Raw genomic sequence first — 18,542 nt, forward strand, 5'->3', positions numbered from 1 at the left:
CGAACCGGGGTGTATGAGCACGGACGACGTCTCTCGGCGCACGTTCATCCGGACCGCCGGCGGCGCGGCCGGCGTCGCGGGAGCGACGGCGGCGACGACCGGGACCGCGGCGGCACAGGAGGAGCAGCCGGTCTGGCCGAGCGGGGCCAGCAGCGGGAACGTCGGATCGTACCAGGACGCCCGCGGCGAGAGCGAGGTCACCGTTCAGGTCGGCGCCGGCGACCAGGGGCTCGCGTTCGACCCGACCCTGCTGTGGGTCGACCCCGGCACGACGGTCACGTGGGAGTGGACCGGGAGCGGCGGCTCCCACAACGTCCAAACCGTTGAGGATGGCGGCCCGGCCAGCCTCGACAGCGGCGACCCGATCGGCGAGGAGGGACACACCTACGAGTACGAGACGAGCGAGGAGAACGTAGGGATCACTCACTACCACTGCGTGCCGCACACCACGACCGGAATGCACGGCGGCCTCGCCGTCGGCGAGGACATCGAAACCGAGTCCACGGGCGGTGGCGGCGGCTCGGACGCCGTGTTCGTCCCGCAGGGCGCCCGCGCGCTCAGCGTCGCGACGTTCGTCGCGATGGTGAGCACGCTCGGGCTCGCCTTCGTCTTCATGAAGTACGGCGGCACGATCACGCGAGACGAAGAGTAGTCGCTCGGCGCGGTTCGCGCGTTTCTCGTCTTCGGTTTCGGTTCACTCCTCGTTCCGGAGTTCCCGGTACGCGTCGACCACCCGGTCGAGCACCGCGTCGTGGTCGTAGGACGCGAAGTCGCGCTCGACGGCCTTCCGACCGAGGTCGCTGACGGCGACGAACTCGTCGGCGAGCTCGGCCGGGCTCGTGACGAGCCGCCCGCGCCGGCGGCCCTCCACGAGCTCGTGCGCGCTCGAGTCCGCCTGGTACTCGACGAGGGCGACGCAGCCGCACGCCAGCGCCCACAGCAGATCGGTCGCGAACGTCTCCCACGTCGCCGTCGCCACCGCGACGTGGGTCCCCTTGAACAGCGCCACCCGCTCGCGGAGCGGGAGGTCGCCGAGGAACGACACCCGGTCGTCGATCCGGAGGTCGCTCGCCACCGATTCGATCCGGGCGCGCTCCGGACCGTCGCCGACGACCGCGGCGGTCCAGTCGCGGTCGCGGAGCTCCGCGAGCCCGAGCAGGAACGTCTCGACGTTGGCGTGGCGGTCCAGCCGGCGCGCGTACACCGCGTCGAACCGCTCGTCGACGTCGGCCGATTCGACGAGGTCGAAGTCGATGCTCTCGGGGATCACCCGCACGTCGCCGCCGTCGGCGCCGTGCTCTCGGACCCGCGTCTTGACCGTCCGCGACGGGACCGTGACGGCGTCGTCCCGCCGGGCGAGCAGCCGGTACCGCCGGCGGGAGTCGGCGGGGTGGTCGCGCCACCAGTCGACGGTCACGGGGACTCTGGAGACGGTCCCCGCGACCGTCGCGGCGACGCCGGGCGTCGGCGGGGTGTTGACCGCGTGGACCACGTCGGGGTCGACCCGGCGAAGCGCGGCCGGGAGCCGGGCCGCGAACGCCGACGGCGACGGTTCGGCGGTCACCGACCGGTACGCGATCCCGTCGTCATCGAAGGCGTCGTGGTCGCCGCCCCACCAGCGGGCACAGAGCCAGATCACGTCGTGGCCGCGCTCGGCGAGCCCCTGAGCGAACCGTCGCGTTCGCGACCGCGCCGGCGTGTCGCCGTGACCGGGTGCGAAAAGCGAGACGAACGCGACGCGCATACGGCGACCGGACGGCTGGGGCGGATAAAAAGACACGGCATCCGGCGGAGGGAGGAAGGACGGACGGCGGAACGGCGGACGGCCGGCCGATCGGCGACCCGCTCACGGCCGTGCGACCGGTTCCCCCACCCGAAACGGTTTCACACAGCGCTCGGAACCGGACCCCATGCACCGGTACGACATCGAGCGATACCTCAACGTGCGGAACGCCGGCGGGGCGGACCTGGGGCCCGACGGGCGGCTCTCCTTCCTGTTGAACACGACCGGCACCGGACAGGTGTGGTCGCTCGACGAGCCCCTCGGGTGGCCCGAACAGCACACGTTCTTCGAGGAGTCGGTCTCGTTCGTCGACTCCTCGCCGGAGCGCGCGGAGGCCGTTTTCGGCATGGACGAGGGCGGTAACGAGCGCGCCCAGCTGTACCTGCTCAACTACGAGTCGGGCGAGATCACCGACCTCACCGATCGCCCGGAGGCGAAACACCGGTGGGGCGGCTGGGACGGCGAGGGCGACCGCTTCGCGTTCGCCTCGAACCGCCGCGACGAGGCCGTCTTCGACGTGTACGTGCAGGACCGAGACGCGACCGGCGACGACGCCGAACTCGTCTACGAGGGCGACGGCTGGCTCTCCGTCGCCGGCTGGTCGCCGAGCGACGATCGGCTGATCGTCCACGAGGCGCACTCCTCGTTCGACCACGACGTGTACACCCTCGACGTCGCTACCGGCGACCTGACCCACCGCACGCCCCACGAGGGGGACGTGCGGTACGGCAGCCCGGAGTGGGGGCCCGACGGCGAGTCGCTCTACCTCGTCACCGACCGCGACAGCGACACGCTGCGCTTGGAGCGACTCGACCTCGCGAGCGGCGAGTTCTCCGTGGTCGCGTCCGGCGAAGACGAAGCCGGGGCGGGAGATGCGGGCGACACCGCCGCGAAGCCCGGCGGCGACGACGGCTGGAACGTCGACGGCGTCGCGGTCCACGAGGAGTCCCGGCGCGTGGTGTACTCGCGGAACGTCGACGGTTACACCGAGCTCGCGGTCGGCGAGCTGGTCGAGCCGGACCGGATCGACCCGTTCCCGACCCCAGACCTCCCCGGGGGCGTCGCCGGCGGCGTGAGCTTCGGGCCCGACGGGAACCGCTTCGCGGTCACCGCGACCGGCAGCACCCACAACGCGAACGTCTACGTCGTCGACGCGACGACCGGCGAGGTGGAGCGCTGGTCCGCGGCCTCGACCGCCGGCATCCCGCCGGACACGTTCGTCGAGCCGGAGCTGGTCCACTACCCCACGTTCGACGGGCGGGAGATCCCCGCCTTCTTCTCCGTACCGGAGACGAAGCCGCCCGAGGACGGCTACCCCGTGGTCGTCGACATCCACGGCGGCCCCGAGTCGCAGCGCCGCCCCTCCTTCGCCTCGGTGAAACAGTACCTGTTGAACAACGGGTACGCCGTGTTCGAGCCGAACGTCCGCGGGTCCTCTGGGTACGGCAAGGCGTACTCCGCGCTCGACGACGTGGAAAAGCGGATGGACTCGGTCGCGGACATCCGGGCCGGCGTCGAGTGGCTCCACGACCACCCCGAGGTCGATCCCGACCGCGTCGCCGCGATGGGCGGCTCCTACGGCGGCTTCATGGTGCTTGCCGCGCTCACCGAGTACCCCGAGCTGTGGGCCGCCGGCGTCGACGTCGTCGGCATCGCGAACTTCGTCACGTTCTTGGAGAACACCGGCGACTGGCGCCGCGCGCTCCGGGAGGCCGAGTACGGGTCGCTCGAAGACGACCGGGAGTTCTTGGAGTCGATCTCGCCGATCAACAACATCGAGGCCATCGAGTCGCCGCTGTTCGTCCTCCACGGCGCGAACGACCCCCGGGTGCCCGTCGGCGAGGCCGAACAGATCGTCGAGCGAGCGCGCGAACAGGGCGTGCCCGTGCGCAAGCTGATCTTCGACGACGAGGGACACGGCTTCTCGAAGCTGGAGAACCGCATCGAGGCGTACCGCGAGGTCGTCGGCTTCCTCGCGGAACACGTCTGACGGGCGCGAACCCCGCCGAGTCGTGGCGGGCCTCTGCTTCCGCCGGGGGACCGCCTTCCGGGACGAGCCGGCGCTGTGACCGCCGAAGACACCACGAACGTGCATATAGAAAAGCATTAGAACCGGCTCGATAACCACGTAAGTGAATGAGTCTGTCCGAGCCGGACCACGAGCTCGTCGTCGCGGAGCTCGGTCGGGAGCCGACGACCGCCGAGGCCGCGCTGTTCGAGAACCTCTGGAGCGAACACTGCGCGTACCGCTCCTCGCGGCCCCTGCTGTCGGCGTTCGAGAGCGGGGGCGACCAGGTCGTCGTCGGCCCCGGCGACGACGCCGCGGTCCTCGCGCTGCCCGATCCCGAGGCCGCGGACGCGCCCGCGTCGGAGCGCGACGCCGACGACTACGGCGACCAGTACGTCACCTTCGGCGTCGAGAGCCACAACCACCCCTCCTTCGTCGACCCGTTCGACGGGGCGGCGACGGGGGTCGGCGGCATCGTCCGCGACACCATGTCGATGGGGGCGTACCCCATCGCCTTACTCGACTCGCTGTACTTCGGCGACTTCGACCGCGAGCGCTCCCGCTACCTCTTCGAGGGCGTCGTCGAGGGGATCTCCCACTACGGCAACTGCATCGGGGTCCCCACCGTCGGCGGGAGCGTCGCCTTCCACGACGGCTACGAGGGGAATCCCCTCGTCAACGTCGCCTGCGTCGGCCTCACCAACGAGGACCGGCTCGTGACCGCGACCGCACAGGAGCCCGGGAACAAGCTCGTGCTCGTCGGCAACGGCACCGGCCGCGACGGGCTCGGCGGCGCCTCCTTCGCCTCGGAGGACCTCGCCGAGGACGCCGAGACCGAGGACCGCCCCGCGGTGCAGGTTGGCGACCCCTACGCCGAAAAGCGGCTGATCGAGTGCAACGAGGCGCTCGTGGATGAGGACTTGGTCCTCTCGGCCCGCGACCTCGGCGCGGCGGGTCTCGGCGGCGCCTCCTCCGAACTGGTCGCGAAGGGCGGGCTCGGCGCCCGGATCGACCTCGACAGCGTCCACCAGCGCGAGCCGAACATGAACGCGACGGAGATCCTGCTCGCCGAGAGCCAGGAGCGGATGTGCTACGAGGTCGCGCCCGCGGACGTGGACCGCGTCGCGGCGCTCGCCGAGCGGTTCGACCTCGGCTGCTCCGTCATCGGCGATGTGACCGACGGGAACTACGTCTGCGAGTTCGCGGGCGCGGGGAAGGGCGACGACGCGGACGACTCCGACGCGGAGTCCGAGGTCGTCGTCGACGTGAACGCCGAGTACCTCGCCGACGGCGCCCCGATGAACGACCTCGCGAGCGACCCGCCCGCGCAGCCGGACCGCGACTTCCCGGCCCCCGAACCGTCCCTCGACGAGGCGGTCGAGTCGGTCGTTTCCGCCCCCTCGACGGCGAGCAAGCGCTGGGTGTACCGCCAGTACGACCACGAGGTCGGCGTCCGCACCGCAATGAAACCCGGCGACGACGCCGCGGTCATGGCGATCCGGGAGACCGAATCGGCGTCCGAGTCCGCCCCCGGGTCGGCGGGCGTCGGCCTCGCGCTCTCCTCGGGCGCGAACCCGAACTGGACCGAGACCGCGCCCTACGAGGGCGCCCGCGCCGTCGCCCTCGAAAACGCGACCAACCTCGCCGCGAAGGGCGCGGTCCCGCTCGCGGCGGTCGACTGCCTCAACGGTGGCAACCCGGAGAAACCGGACGTGTACGGCGGCTTCAAGGGGATAGTCGACGGGCTCGCCGACGCCTGCGACTCCCTCGACACGCCCGTGGTCGGCGGCAACGTCTCGCTGTACAACGACAGCGTCGAGGGACCGATCCCGCCGACGCCGACCCTCGCGCTGATCGGCACCCGGAAGGGGTACGACGCGCCGCCCGCCGCCCTCGACGCCGACCGCGCGGGCGACTCCGAGCTCCTGTTGGTCGGCGCCGGCGGCGCCGACGGCGGCGCGCTCGGCGGCTCCGAGTACCTCGCGCAGGCGGGCGGAACCGACCGGTTCCCGACGCTGCCGGACGCGGAGGGCGAGGGACTCGGCGGTCTCGGAGATCTCGTCGCGTCGCTCGCGGCGGTCGCCCGCCACGAGTCGACGCTCGCGACACACGACGTGAGCGACGGGGGGCTCGCGGTCGCGCTCGCGGAGCTGGTGACCGACGACGCGGGCGCCGACGTGACCCTCCCCGACCGCGTCGCCGCCTTCGAGGAGACGCCCGGCCGCCTCGTCGTCCAGACGACCGACCCCGAGGCGGTCGCCGAACTCACGGACGATCTGCCCGTCCTCCGGCTCGGCGAGGTGACGACCGACGGGACGCTCTCGCTCTCGGTCGGCGACGACGAGATGGCGCTCGACGCCGACGCGATCCGGGAGCTTCGCGGCGTCATCGAGCGCGAACTCGCCTGAGTCGGTCTCGCGAACCGGTTCTCGGACGAGACATCCACCGCCCCCGCGTTATCGCTGCGGGGGAGCGAGCGATACGCTTTTAGGTTTTCCTAAAATACGTAGTCTCAGTTACGGGACGCCGGTCGGCCCGGCGCCCGACACACCGATGTCTCACACGCAATCAGTCGAACGGACGCATTCGCCCCGGGACGCGAGCGAGCCGTCCGCGGACGCGAACGAATTGGGCGCCGACGCGACCGAGTCACCCGCCGCGGCGTCGGCGGACCCCGTGCTGTCGCTGTCGGGCGTGACCAAGGATTTCGGCCCGGAAACCGCCGTCGACGGCGTCTCGCTCGACGTCAGGCGGGGGGAGCTCCTCACCTTCCTCGGGCCGTCGGGTTGCGGGAAGACGACGACGCTCCGGACCATCGCCGGACTGGAGGAGCCGACCGAGGGGCAGATCACCCTCGGCGACGAGACCGTCTCCGGCGACGGCGCGTTCGTCCCGCCCGAGCAGCGCGACGTGGGGATCGTCTTCCAGAACTTCGCGCTGTTCCCCCATCTCACCGTTCGGGAGAACATTGCGTTCGGGCTCGACGACGGCGCGGACGCGACCGCGGCCCGCGTCGACGAGCTGCTCGATCTCGTCGACCTGCCCGAACACGGCGAGAAGACGCCGGACCAGCTCTCCGGCGGGCAGAAGCAGCGCGTCGCGCTCGCGCGGTCGCTCGCGCCGGAGCCCGAGGTGCTCCTCCTCGACGAGCCGTTCTCGAACCTCGACGTGCGGCTCCGCGTCGAGATGCGCGAGGAGGTCCGCCAGATCCTGAAGGCGGCCGGCGTCACCGCCGTCTCCGTCACCCACGACCAAGAGGAGGCGCTCTCCATCTCCGACCGCGTCGCCGTGATGAACGACGGCCAGATCGAGCAGGTGGGCCGCCCCGAATCCGTGTTCGAGCGCCCCGAGTCGAAGTTCGTCGCCTCCTTCCTCGGGCGGGCGTCGTTCCTCGAAGGCCACCTCCGCGACGGTAAGGTCGAGACCGGGATCGGCCGGTTCGACGCCGTCACGCTGGAGGGATACGACACCGTCTACGACGGGACGCCGGTCGACGTCTTGGTGCGACCCGACGACCTCCGGGCGAGCCCCGCGAGCGCCGAACTGGCCGACGGGACCATCGTCTCGCGGCAGTACGTCGGCCCCTCCTTCATCTACCGGGTCGAGCTCGATTCCGGGGAGGTCGTCCACTGCCTCCACAACCACGTCGAGGAGTTCGACCTCGACGAGCCGGTGAGCCTCGAACTCACCGCCGCGCACCCGCTGGCGTGGTACCCGCGGTAGGCGAATCGCGGTAGCCCGGCCGCTACCGGCGGTTCTCCGTGAGCCGACTGAAGCTGCGAGCGACCGCGTCGCTCAGAACGTGAAGAGGAACGGGATGACGTACGCGATCAGCAGGCCGACGAGCGTGACGGCCGCGCCGATGCCGACCTCGCGGCTGCCGAACCCCTGCATGGGGGCGGTCACGCGTTTGTCCGGATCTGGTTCGTGAGAGTGGTCGTCCATGCGCGGGGATGCGTACGGGGGACACATAAGCCCATCTGAACGGTCCGGAGATGCCGCAACGGGATCGATATCAGCCGACGTGCAGATCAATCGCCTTCGGTGTCGTCTTCGTCGGTTTCGTCGTCTTCGTCGTCTTCGTCGTCTTCGTCGGTTTCGTCGTCTTCGGTGTCGTCTTCGTCGTCTTCGTCGGTTTCGTCGGCTTCCTTGCACCTAATTACGAACGTCCGTGTTTTTTCCACAGAGGCTCCGTTGGTGTCCCCGCTGAACTGCAGCCTAAACTCCGCCTTCTCGGGCCGTACGCACGTGATCGATACCGACGTGCTCTCCCCCGGACCGAGTTTGAGCGAGAACTCGTCGCCGAGGTCTTCGTCTCCAACTGCGACGCCGTCCACCACCTCGTTCGTGTTCTTGACGGTCACGTCGAGCGAGAGAGTGTCGGCGAAGCTATTCGTGATCTCCACGACCTCGGCCGGTCGGTTGACGGTCGCGATCTCGCTTTCCGCTTCCAGCCCCAGATACGCCTCGGCATCGTCGACGACGTTCACCTCCACGCCGCGCTCGGCCTCGACGCTGCTGAACGCGCCGGTACCGGCGCTCAGCGCCCCAGAGCTTGCGCCGCCGAGCAGCAGGATGGCGTGCCGTCGTTTCATGTCGAGCGGAGTCGCACTCTGCGTTTACTTCTCACAACACCTTCCGATCTAAGGTTATGCGGCGCCGGAAACCGAGTAAGCGCCGCTTGAAACCCTCACCTTAGGCCAATTCTGGAGGCTCCTCCGGCTCGCCGACCTTCATCTCCGCGGTGTAGTACTTGTGCGTGAGCGCGGAGAACGCGAACGCCACGACGATCGCGACCGTCCACGCGAACTCCGGGAGCAGCGTGAACGGCCAGGCGCCGACCCAGACGGCGACGGCGAGCGCGACGGCGGCCCCCGAGAGCCCGAGGTAGTAGTCGCTCCACGGGATCTCCCTCCCCTCGACTACGTCCATGTACACGTCCATGTCGGTCAGGGCGGGCGTCGGCTCGATGACCCCCCGATCCTTGTTGAACTCGACGACGCCCGCGTCGTCCATCTTCGGCAGGTGCGACTGCTGGAGGGCCGTATAGACGCGCTTGCGCTCGTTGCCCGTGATCTCCGCCGTATCGATCTCGTTTTCCCACGCCGCGATCTGCTCGGCCATGTCCCCGATCGCGATCGAGTCGTCTTCCTCGCGTTTCAGCAGATGGACCGCGAACCGCCGGCGCTGATTCGCCAGCACGTCGAACAACTCGTCCTCGGACACCTCCGTTGTCGGTTCTACCCCTCCCCCGTCAATCTGCTGTCCCGACGACATTCTGTCTGACACATATGAACACGCCAACATAAATCCCGTGGTCGTGATAACTATCCAAAGCTTCTCGCCGTTCAAACAGTAGACAGACGAAACTCGCTATTTCCCCGTGTCAGGGTTTGATGGTGCTGAAAACCGGATAATCCGAGCTGACAACCCGGATGCTTCGGTCGCCGTTCGTCTGTTTTCATCAGACAGATCTCATCTACACGGAAACGAATTCGGCTTCAGCGCCGCCGTGAACGCGTTGCGAGTGTGTCTCAGGCCGGACCTGAAGCGATCGGATCGGCTTCAGGCGGGGGCGGAACCCGCGGGTCGAGTTTTCAGTCTCGCTCGGAAGTGTTTCTGGAAAATCATAACGATATGGGATAGGGTCTATGGGTGTGACAGAGCGACCTCGGGTGACGCGGGATGTCCCGCGTCGGCGGCCCGCGGGTCGCGTGCGGACAACACGAGGTCAACAACAATGGCAAACCGACGCAAGTTCATCGCCGGTCTGGGCGCATTGGCTACGGGTAGTGCGGCTGCAATGGGTACGGGGGCGTTCACGAGTGTGGAAGCCCAACGTAGCGTCTCCGTCAATACGGCGGGCGATGCGAATGCGTACCTCGGCTTCTCTAGTGATAACGACTTTGTCACCAACGACAACGGAGATCAGCTCTCGATCGACTTGGGTGGTCCTGGAAACGGTGAAGGTGGACTGGGATTCAACCGGAATGCAGCGACCGTCGTCCCTGAAGTGTTCAGGATCACCAACCAAGGACAGGACCCAGTCGATGTCTCGCTGGAATATTCCGGTGATGGTAGTGTCGTCGAGGAAGTCGACGACGTAGGCCTTGATAATTCCGAAGGCGTGTACTTCGAAGTGTCAGACGACGGTGGTGAAAGCACTATTTATCCGGGCAACTACACCACGGTGGATGTTGCTGTCGTTCAAAAGAATGGTAACTCCGTTTCCGGCGGAACACTCACGATCAACGCTGACAAATCCTAGCGAATCTCATTTTTCCAAGGGACGGTCCGCACGGCGACACCCGACCACGTTCCACGGTGACGTTCAAAGCAGACGGGTTCAAGCACGATCCTGAAACCAATCGCGTCCGACTCTCGAAAGGCAAGAACCTGAAAGACAGTCGTGCAGACTTTCTCTTGTACGAGTACCAGACTCGCCCGGATGTTACACTCTCAGAAGTCAACAGCGTACAGAACGTTCGGGCAGTCTAGACTGGTGAGAGATGAGAACTCCACTTCGTCTGCAAAGTCGAACTCGAAACAGCGGATTCGGCTGGCGACGGCGTCGCAGGAATCGACCCCGGCATCACGAACATCGCCACGGTCGCGTTCCCCGACGAATACGTGCTGTACCCCGGCAACTCCCTCAAAGAAGACAAACATTACTTCACTCGAGTAGAGTACGACACTGAGGGAGAGAACGGCCCCTCGAAGAAGTCGATGTGGGCGCGTCGGAAACTCGCAGATCGTGAGAGTGCGTTGAGCGCGGTGTTGGAACGCCCGCCGTGAGTTGGCCTGAAGACGTGCGTGAGTCAGATTGGGGCAAGACCGGCAAATATCCCAAATGCGGTACGGGACGCCTCGCCGTTTACCGCGAAGAGGATGTCACTTTCACCCATCAAGCACCCCCTTCAACGTCTTCAATCACCACATACTCAATAACCTCCTGCGTGTAACCTTTCCACAATAACTAGTATGCCCACCGCCCGTCGCACCCTGATCCTCGCCCTGCTCCTCGTAGCGGCGGGCTCTCTCATTTTCACCACGGGCGCGGCGGTCATCGACGGCGACGCCGACACCGTCGCGGACGGCGACCTCGCGGTCCAGCCGGCCGACGGTCCGAACGGGCGGTACGCCTTCTTGAACGACGACGAGATCGCGATCGACGTCTCGGCGTCGAACCCGAACATCGAGGACCCCTCGTTCGAGGGCGTGAACGTCGGAGCAACCGGAACGATCGACGACGTGTTCACGATCACGTACACCGGCGACGAGTACGCGCACGTGTGGATCGGCTACCCGACCGAGTCGGTCACCTTCGTCGCCGACGGCGACTCGATCGAGGGCGAGGCGAACAACGTCACGCTCGCGACGAACCAGACGGTCACGGTGGGACTCGCGCTCGACACGCGCGGCGCGGCCGTCGGGGCGCAGTTGGGCGCCGACGAGTTTACGATCAACGCGACGCTCGCGGAGTCCGAAGAGACGGGAGCGATGGGCGCATCGACTCAGCGGGCGGGCGGCGGCCCGACCACGACGGTCACGTCCCCGAGCGCGGACCACCGCGAGTTCGTCGCGAGCGACGTCGACCGCGGCGGGTCGGTCCAGTTCGTGGCCGACGGAATGCACCTCGGCGGAGATAACGTCACGCTCGACGGGATCGACCTGGAGGGCGTCGAGAACGAGCACGTCGAGCTGGACGCGGAGGGGAGCGCGGACGTCTTCGAGAACGGGAGCGCGGTGACCGCGCCGACGACGCCGCGCTCGATGGCGTACCTCGCTCTGGAGCACGACTTCGCCCCTGACGCGGTCGACGCGATGACGATCCGGTTCAGCGCGGACCGGGACCACCTCAACTCGACCGACACCGACCCGGAGAACGTGACGCTCTACCGCCAGACCGACTCGGGCAACTGGACCGAAACGGACGCCAGCGCCGTCGCCGACGACGCGGTCCGGATGCGGGGGCTCTCGAAGGACCGCGTCCACTTCCGATCGACGACGAAGGAGTTCTCCACGTTCGCGGTCGCGGAGCGCGTCCCACGCTTCGACGTGACCGAGACGGCCCTCGATCCCCCGGCGGTCGACCCCGGCGAGGAGGCGACCGTGCGGGCGACACTGCGGAACGGCGGCGGCGCGGCGGGCGAGCGGACGGTGGCGCTGACGGCCGACGGCGAGCCGGTCGCGAGCGAGACGGTCGCGCTGGCGCCGAACGAGACCGCGACCGTCGGGCTCGCGGACAGGTTCGAGACTCCGGGCGAGTACGACTTCGCGGTCGCCGGGGCGGATGCCGGAACCCTGCTCGTCGGCGATCCCACGGGCGACGACGGGGGCGCTGGCGGCCAGGACGCCGGGACCGGAACGGGGTCGGTGACCGACGGGGACGCGGACGGAACCGGAGACGGACCGGGCGAGAGCGCCGAGGGGCCGACCGAGGAGCCGGCCGGCGTCGACCTCGCCGAGCTGGGCGGCCTGCTGGCGCTCGTCGCGCTCGCGCTCGCCGGGACCGCGCTCCTCCGCCGGACGGCTCTGTCGTGAAGGGACCTCGCCGACAGGCCTTAACCGCTGGTCTGCGACGGTCAGAGCGTGACGGCCTCTTCGGACGCGCGGGGCGATCGGACCGCGGCGGAGCGGGGCGCCGCCGACGCCGGGTTCCGTCGCGAGCTGCTCGCGCGGGTCCGGCTCGCGGACCTGCTCGTGCTCGCGGCGGTGCCGGCGGCCCTCGGCGCCGTCTTCGCGCTGCCGGAGTCGACGCGCCGCTCGCTCGCGTTCGCGTACGCCGAGCCGACGGTGCGGACCGCCTTCACCGCCCACTACGTCCACCTCGACGCCGGCCACCTCGCCGGCAACGTCGTCGGGTACTGCCTCCTCGCCGGCGTCGGGTACGCGCTCGCGGTGTTGGCCGGCTACCGGCGGTTCTTCATGGTCGCGTTCGCGACGTTCCTCGCCGCCTTCCCGGTCGTCCTGTCGGCGCTGAACCTCGCCGTCCCGCGGAACGCGATCGGCTTCGGCTTCTCCGGAATCGACATGGCGTTCGCGGGGCTGCTCCCGCTCCTGCTCGGCGTGTACGCCCGCGAGCGGTTCTTCCCGGGGGCGTCGATCCGCGCGCTCCCCGCGGCCTTCTTCCCGCTCGTCGGCTGGATGGCGGTTCTGGCGCTGCCGGTCTCGCCGCGCGCCCTCGACGGCCCCGGGCTCGCCGGGCTCGCCGGGCTCGCCGGGCTCGCCGGGCTCGCGACGGCGGTCGCCGGACTCTTGCTCGGGCTGTTGTACGCGACGAGCACCGGGGTCCGGGTCCGGGAAGCGGTCAGAGAGGCGGTCCGCGCCGCGGTCTCGAACCCGGGGTACGGCGACCTGTTCGCGGTCGGAATCGTCTTGGTCGTCGGCTATCCGATCGTCGGGTTTCCCGGCGATCCGACTGGCTCTGGCGGCGTGGTGAACCTGTACGTCCACCTGCTCGGCTTCTGTCTCGCGTTCATCGGGCCGTTCGCCCTGCTCGCGGCCGGGGCGTTCGAGGGATGAGCGAATCTCACCGCGCTGCACCGAACCACGAATTTATAACGTATCGATGACATTCTCGGATGACGACTGATCGGCGATCGATCGCGACTGCGGGCCGCCGATCGGCGACGGACCGCGCCGTCCGACCACCGAGACAGGACCCATGTCCCTCAAACGCACCCTTTCGATAACGCTGCAGGTCGCGGCCGTGCTCGTCGTCGCCTCGCTGATCGTGGGGCAGTACCTCGGGCAGCCGGTGCTCCTGAGCTACGTCGAGACGGGGAGCATGCAGCCCGTGCTCGATCCGGGCGACGGGTTTGTCGCGATCCCCGCGCCGCTCGCCGGCGGGATCGGGGTCGGCGACGTGGTGACCTTCGACGCCCAGGAGATCGAGGGCGGCCGGCTGACGACCCACCGCGTCGTCGAGGAGACGGAACGCGGGTACGTCACGCGCGGGGATAACAACCCGTTCACGGATCAGGACGGCGGCGAGCCCGTCGTGCAGAATGCCGATGTCGTCGCGAAGGCGCTGACGGTCGGGGGAAGCGTGGTCGTCATCCCGCACCTCGGCACCGTCGCGATGGGGTTCCAGTCGGCGCTGGACTCCGTCCAGACGTGGCTGGCGGTCACGCTCGGAGTTCGGTCGCTGCAGGGCACCCAGGGGCTCGCGTACATCCTCTTCGGGCTCTCAGGCGCCGCGTACGCGGTCGACTGGTACCTCGACAGGGGAAGCCGGGAAACGCGGGAGCGCGACCGCTCCCGCGACGACGGCACCTCGGTGTTCGCGATCGTCGGCGTGCTCGCGCTGGTGTTGATGGCGACCGCGACCGCGGCGATGGTCGTTCCGGGCGGGACGCAGGAGTACGGCGTCGTGAGTGCCGAGTTCGAGTCCGAGAACCCGACCGTCATCGAGCACGGCACGAGCCAAGAACTGGAGTACGTCGTCCCCAACGCCGGGCTGGTCCCGGTGTACGCGTACGTCGGCCCGCAGAGCCCGGGCGTCGATGTCCAGCCCGAGCGCGTCGCCGTCGGCGGGCGGAGCGAGGCGTCGACGACCGTGACGCTCACGGCGCCCGACGAGACCGGTTACTACCGGCTGTTCGTCGCCGAACACCGGTATCTCGCCGTGTTGCCGCCCGGCGTGATAGACGAGCTGTACGGAGTCCACCCGTGGGCGCCGCTTGTCGCGATCAACGGGCTCCTCGGCGGCGGCACCGTCGGGCTCGGACTGCTGCTGCTTCGCGGCGAGCCCGCGCGGATACGCTCCCGAGAATCGCGCGCCAAACCGCCGCTGTACCGCCGCATCCTCCGCGAGATCTACAGGTGACCGAATGAGTCAAACTCCCCCCAGCGAAACTCGACTGCGCCTTCGAGCGGCACTGAACGCACAGTTCACCGCGATCCTCGCCGTCTGTCTCGTCGCCGCGGCGGTCGGGGGCGGGCTCGTCTACACGACCCACGTCGACCCCGGGACCGAGACCGAGACGCGGACCGTCTCGTCGCTGACCGTCGAGACGGAGTACGTCCACTCCGCGGAGGTGACCGAGCCGAACCCCGTGTTCGACACCGGGCGGATGCTCGACGACCGGACCACGTACTTCACGCGGGTCGCGCCCGTGCTCGACGTCCGACTGGAGACGAGCTACGCGGCGGGCGCCGCGAGCGACGTGGACGTCTCCGCCGACTCGGTGCTCGTCGTCAGGAACGTCGGCAGCGAGGACGGGACCGTCTACTGGGAGGAGCGCGAGACGATGGCGACGGAGGCCGTCTCGGGCGTCGAGCCCGGGGAGACGGTCGCGACGTCGTTCGCGATCAACGGCTCCGAGGTCGCCGCGACCGCGGCCGCGATCGAGTCGGACCTCGGTGCCTCGCCCGGCGAGACGGAGACGGTGGTCGCGACGGACGTGACCGTCGAGGGGACGATCAACGGCGAGCCGACCTCGTACGCGCGGACGGCCGAGATGACCTTGGACGCCGGCGAGGACACCTACACCGTCTCGGACCCGGGAGTTCAGTCTGACACGACCGAACGGACCGAACAGGTCTCGGTCGAACGGAGCTACGGTCCCCTCCGATCCGCGGGCGGGCCGCTCCTGTTCCTCGTCGGGCTCGCCGGGACCGGCGGGCTGGCGTACGCCCGCCGCGAGGGCGGGATGGCGCTCACCCCGGCGGAGCGCGAGTACCTCTCGTACCGAGACGACCGCGCCGAGTTCGCGGAGTGGATCACGGCGATCCGGCTCCCGAAGTTGGTCCACGAGCGCCCCGAGGCCGAGGCGTCGACCCTCCGGGACCTGATCGACTTCGCGATCGACAACGGCACCGGCGTCGTCGAGGACCCGGCGACCGACGCGTACCACGCCGTGACCGACGAGTTCGTGTACACCTACGTTCCGCCGGCGCTGGCGGTCCGGGGGGGCGACGGAAACGAGGTGCCCGAGGCGGACGCCGCGGCCGACGCCCTCGACGAGGCGGCCGCCCCGGAACCCCCGGTCGAGGGTCGCGGGGCGGTCGGCGGCTCCGCGGCGATCGACGACGACGTGACTCTCGCCGGCGCGTGGACGCGGGCCGGACACGACCCGGGGACCCTTCCCGACGGCCGGCTGTCGGCCTCAGATCGGGCCGAGTCGCGGTCGTCGCTCGACGACGGAGGGACGTGGGTAGACGCCGACGTGGGGTCGGCGTCGACGCCCGACGGTCGCGATCGCGGCAGCCCCGATCGCGACGCCGACGGGTTCGACCCCTCCGACGGGGCGAACTGACGAGGATGGTCGCCATGGGAGGCGGTCGGCGAGCGTCACACGTCACTCCGGCGATCCGTCGGGGGCGTGCGGTCGGCCGTCGGTGAAGGGTCGGGAAAGTAACCTACTTGAGTGCGGGCGGGTAACCGTCGAGTGCAGTCCCGTGGTGTAGTGGCCAATCATAATGGCCTTTGGAGGGAATCCGTCCGCGTCCGCGGCTGAGACGGGATCACGGTCCGTCTCTTCGGAGACGCCCGTCGGGTGCCCGAAGTCAGCCATTGACGGCGGTTCGAATCCGCCCGGGACTATGTTCGCTTTGACTCGGCTCCCCTTTTTGCGTATTCTGATCCGTTGAGTCCGCAGAGGGGGAGCATATCGCGTCGCTCTGAAGGTGGAAGGAAGTCGAAGAGCCGAGTATGCTTAGACTCCCCCTTCGGTTCGTTAAGCGAGAATCGAAAGCACTATTAATTTTTAGGCTGGCCTAAAATACATGTCAAACGATTCCAGCGGTCACAAGAAGCCGACGCGGCGTGACTGTATGCGATACGGCGGGACGATCGTGAGTAGCGGCCTGCTTGCCGGCTGTTCGAGCACTCCCCAGTCGGAGAATTCGTCTGCGGAGTCAGCCGCTCCGTCGACACAGTCAGACATCTCTGAGGCGGATGAAGAGAGTGCAGCAACCGAGTCGTACACCGTTACAATCGAACCGATGGGTGACGTTCAGTTCGACGGCCCGCCCGAGCGGTGGACCGCGTTATTACCAACTTTTGCGGATATGGGGTTCGCACTCGGCGGTGGACAAACGCTCGGAATTCAGAACCACGGCCGCTTTGCGAACGAAGCCTTCGAAGCGCTTCCGGGGATGGAATTCAACGCGGATGACATCGTTGAGCTGGTTGGAAACAACGTGAGTAAGGAACTGTTCTATGAGCTAAATGCGGATGTTCATTTCATAGACCCTCATCTGCTGCGACTCTGGTACGGCTGGGATCAGTCTGATGTCGATGAGGTTGCGGACAACCTCGGTCCCTTCTTTGGCAACTTCATCCGCCGCCACAGCGATGATTGGCACGATTATCGGTACTACACCCTGTATGAGGCCTTCGAGCTGATGGCTGAGGTCTTCCGGGCACAGGATCGCTACCAAGCTTTCGTCGAGCTCCATGAGGGAATGCTCGAATTGCTCGATGAACACCTGCCTCCGGCCGACCAGCGGCCGAGCGCCTTACTGATCTATCCAGCCGACGGACCGGGCTTTCAGTTCTATCCGTTTCGGTTTGATGATGGCGGGATCAGTACCAAGCAGTGGCGCGATCTCGGTCTAACCGATGCGCTGTCGACGACAGATGTGGGGCACTACAGCTTCTCTGACAGGGGGACACTCGACCTAGAAGGGCTGATCGAGATCGACCCCGAGGTACTGCTGGTTCGAAACCACGGGGGAGCGTCCGAATCTGAGTTCCACACGGAAGTTGTCGAACCATTACAGGCGGAGTCCGGATCGAATGGCATACAGGCAGTTCAGGACGGTGCCGTCTACAATGCTGGCTATCTCGACCAAGGACCGATCATTAATTTCTATCACACCGAGCGGGCGGCAAGAGATATCTACTCGGATTCGTTTGAGGACGTGACGCTGTTTGATCGTGAACGCGTCGCAGAGATCGTCGCAGGGAATGTCTGAACCCCTTCGTCAGTCAATTTCACCGTCTCTGTGCTTCGTTGAATCCGATGACGGCGTCGAGGTACCGCTCGATGGCTTGTACGAAGATGTAGACGACGGGGGTCACCACGGATTTGCGAAACTCGCGGTAGAGCGCTTGAGACAGCGAATCGACTTGCTAACGAAGCGAGAGTAAATCGGTCACATTCGACTCTCCCGCTTCCTACTACCTTCAGAGCGACACTATACCGCCGCTCCTACGAACTCAACAGAGCGGATCATCCCTTTTTGCCGGTGGTTCTTGGGCGGGGCAGCGTTGGCCATCCCATGAATGTCATTTTTTACCATGCAGGTCGTGGGATCGCCATGGACCCGACGCAGTACCGCGACGCGGTCGTCGCGAACCGGCGGGAGCACGGCTTCGAGGCGATCGACGCGCACGCGAACGGTTTCGACCCGGTGTGGGCGACCCGCGACGACGATCCCTCGGTGGGGGAGTGCGTGGCGCTCGCGACGCTCGTCGACGAGCCGGACCCCGATCCCGCCGACCTCACCGCGACCGCCGACGAGTTCCGGGACGTGCTCGTCGAACGGGTCGACGACCGGCGGGGGTCGACGACGCCGCTCGGCTACGTCGCCTTCGCGGTGCCGGACCCCGACCGCTCGGTCGTCGACGCGGCGCGGTCGTACACGGTCGCCCGCCGCCGGACCAACGTGTTCCCGATCCTGTACGACTGCGAGGCGGAACGGCTGCACCGACACGAGGTGCCGCGGCTGAAAGGGCGGGGGATCTACCGCAGACAGGTAACAGACGCCGAACGGCTGTTCGAGGTGTGAAAAAGCGAA

Annotated in this window: 15 protein-coding genes, 1 tRNA gene and 1 pseudogene; 13 read left to right on the plus strand and 4 right to left on the minus strand. The window is 67.8% G+C overall.

Going from position 1 to position 18,542, the window contains the following annotated elements:
- Nucleotides 1–13: 13 nt before the first annotated feature.
- Nucleotides 14–652: a halocyanin domain-containing protein gene (locus tag ESO89_RS02680; protein ID WP_128904143.1), complete on the plus strand. Its 639-nt coding sequence runs from the start codon at nt 14–16 to the stop codon at nt 650–652.
- A 42-nt stretch (nt 653–694) separates the two neighbouring features.
- On the opposite strand, the gene ESO89_RS02685 is transcribed toward ESO89_RS02680, so the two are convergent.
- Nucleotides 695–1,744: a glycosyltransferase family 4 protein gene (locus ESO89_RS02685; RefSeq protein ID WP_128904144.1), complete on the minus strand. Its 1,050-nt coding sequence runs from the start codon at nt 1,742–1,744 to the stop codon at nt 695–697.
- Between the two features lie 166 nt (nt 1,745–1,910).
- On the opposite strand from ESO89_RS02685, the gene ESO89_RS02690 reads away from it, so the two are divergent.
- From ESO89_RS02690 to ESO89_RS02700, 3 genes are all read left to right on the plus strand, one after another.
- Nucleotides 1,911–3,773, plus strand: coding sequence for a S9 family peptidase (locus ESO89_RS02690; protein WP_128904145.1), 1,863 nt, complete (start codon nt 1,911–1,913; stop codon nt 3,771–3,773).
- 146 nt (nt 3,774–3,919) lie between these two features.
- Complete coding sequence (gene purL / locus ESO89_RS02695) at nt 3,920–6,199, plus strand: phosphoribosylformylglycinamidine synthase subunit PurL (protein WP_128904146.1); 2,280 nt, start codon at nt 3,920–3,922, stop codon at nt 6,197–6,199.
- Between the two features lie 145 nt (nt 6,200–6,344).
- Nucleotides 6,345–7,514, plus strand: a complete 1,170-nt coding sequence (locus tag ESO89_RS02700) for an ABC transporter ATP-binding protein (protein WP_128904147.1) — start codon at nt 6,345–6,347, stop codon at nt 7,512–7,514.
- A 72-nt stretch (nt 7,515–7,586) separates the two neighbouring features.
- Here the strand turns inward: ESO89_RS02700 and ESO89_RS18385 are convergent, their stop codons facing one another.
- The 3 genes from ESO89_RS18385 to ESO89_RS02710 all read right to left on the minus strand — a co-directional run bounded on the left by ESO89_RS18385 (nt 7,587) and on the right by ESO89_RS02710 (nt 9,068).
- On the minus strand, nt 7,587–7,736 hold the full coding sequence (locus tag ESO89_RS18385; RefSeq protein ID WP_164932735.1) for a DUF7550 family protein: 150 nt from the start codon (nt 7,734–7,736) through the stop codon (nt 7,587–7,589).
- Between the two features lie 86 nt (nt 7,737–7,822).
- Nucleotides 7,823–8,386: a hypothetical protein gene (locus ESO89_RS02705; protein WP_128904148.1), complete on the minus strand. Its 564-nt coding sequence runs from the start codon at nt 8,384–8,386 to the stop codon at nt 7,823–7,825.
- A gap of 100 nt (nt 8,387–8,486) precedes the next feature.
- Nucleotides 8,487–9,068, minus strand: a complete 582-nt coding sequence (locus tag ESO89_RS02710; protein WP_128904149.1) for a DUF7344 domain-containing protein — start codon at nt 9,066–9,068, stop codon at nt 8,487–8,489.
- 463 nt (nt 9,069–9,531) lie between these two features.
- On the opposite strand from ESO89_RS02710, the gene ESO89_RS02715 reads away from it, so the two are divergent.
- From ESO89_RS02715 to ESO89_RS02750, 9 genes and pseudogenes are all read left to right on the plus strand, one after another.
- Complete coding sequence (locus ESO89_RS02715; protein WP_128904150.1) at nt 9,532–10,059, plus strand: hypothetical protein; 528 nt, start codon at nt 9,532–9,534, stop codon at nt 10,057–10,059.
- A gap of 29 nt (nt 10,060–10,088) precedes the next feature.
- Nucleotides 10,089–10,630: pseudogene (locus tag ESO89_RS18860) on the plus strand (RNA-guided endonuclease TnpB family protein); the annotation flags it as partial.
- A 142-nt stretch (nt 10,631–10,772) separates the two neighbouring features.
- Nucleotides 10,773–12,335 (plus strand): CARDB domain-containing protein, encoded by a 1,563-nt coding sequence (locus ESO89_RS02725; RefSeq protein WP_128904151.1) that lies wholly within the window; start codon nt 10,773–10,775, stop codon nt 12,333–12,335.
- A 48-nt stretch (nt 12,336–12,383) separates the two neighbouring features.
- A complete protein-coding gene (locus ESO89_RS02730) occupies nt 12,384–13,316 on the plus strand; it encodes a hypothetical protein (protein ID WP_128904152.1) in 933 nt (310 codons plus the stop codon).
- Between the two features lie 142 nt (nt 13,317–13,458).
- On the plus strand, nt 13,459–14,622 hold the full coding sequence (locus tag ESO89_RS02735; RefSeq protein ID WP_128904153.1) for a signal peptidase I: 1,164 nt from the start codon (nt 13,459–13,461) through the stop codon (nt 14,620–14,622).
- 4 nt (nt 14,623–14,626) lie between these two features.
- The gene (locus ESO89_RS02740) at nt 14,627–16,054 is read left to right on the plus strand and encodes a DUF5305 domain-containing protein (RefSeq protein ID WP_128904154.1); all 1,428 of its coding nucleotides are present in this window, start codon (nt 14,627–14,629) and stop codon (nt 16,052–16,054) included.
- 136 nt (nt 16,055–16,190) lie between these two features.
- Nucleotides 16,191–16,341, plus strand: a tRNA-Gln gene (locus ESO89_RS18400).
- 401 nt (nt 16,342–16,742) lie between these two features.
- On the plus strand, nt 16,743–17,717 hold the full coding sequence (locus ESO89_RS02745) for an ABC transporter substrate-binding protein (RefSeq protein ID WP_128904372.1): 975 nt from the start codon (nt 16,743–16,745) through the stop codon (nt 17,715–17,717).
- Nucleotides 17,718–18,062: 345 nt separating this feature from the next.
- Nucleotides 18,063–18,533: a hypothetical protein gene (locus ESO89_RS02750; RefSeq protein WP_128904155.1), complete on the plus strand. Its 471-nt coding sequence runs from the start codon at nt 18,063–18,065 to the stop codon at nt 18,531–18,533.
- Nucleotides 18,534–18,542 lie beyond the last annotated feature (9 nt).

This window comes from Halorubrum amylolyticum (assembly GCF_004114995.1).
GTDB lineage: Archaea > Halobacteriota > Halobacteria > Halobacteriales > Haloferacaceae > Halorubrum > Halorubrum amylolyticum.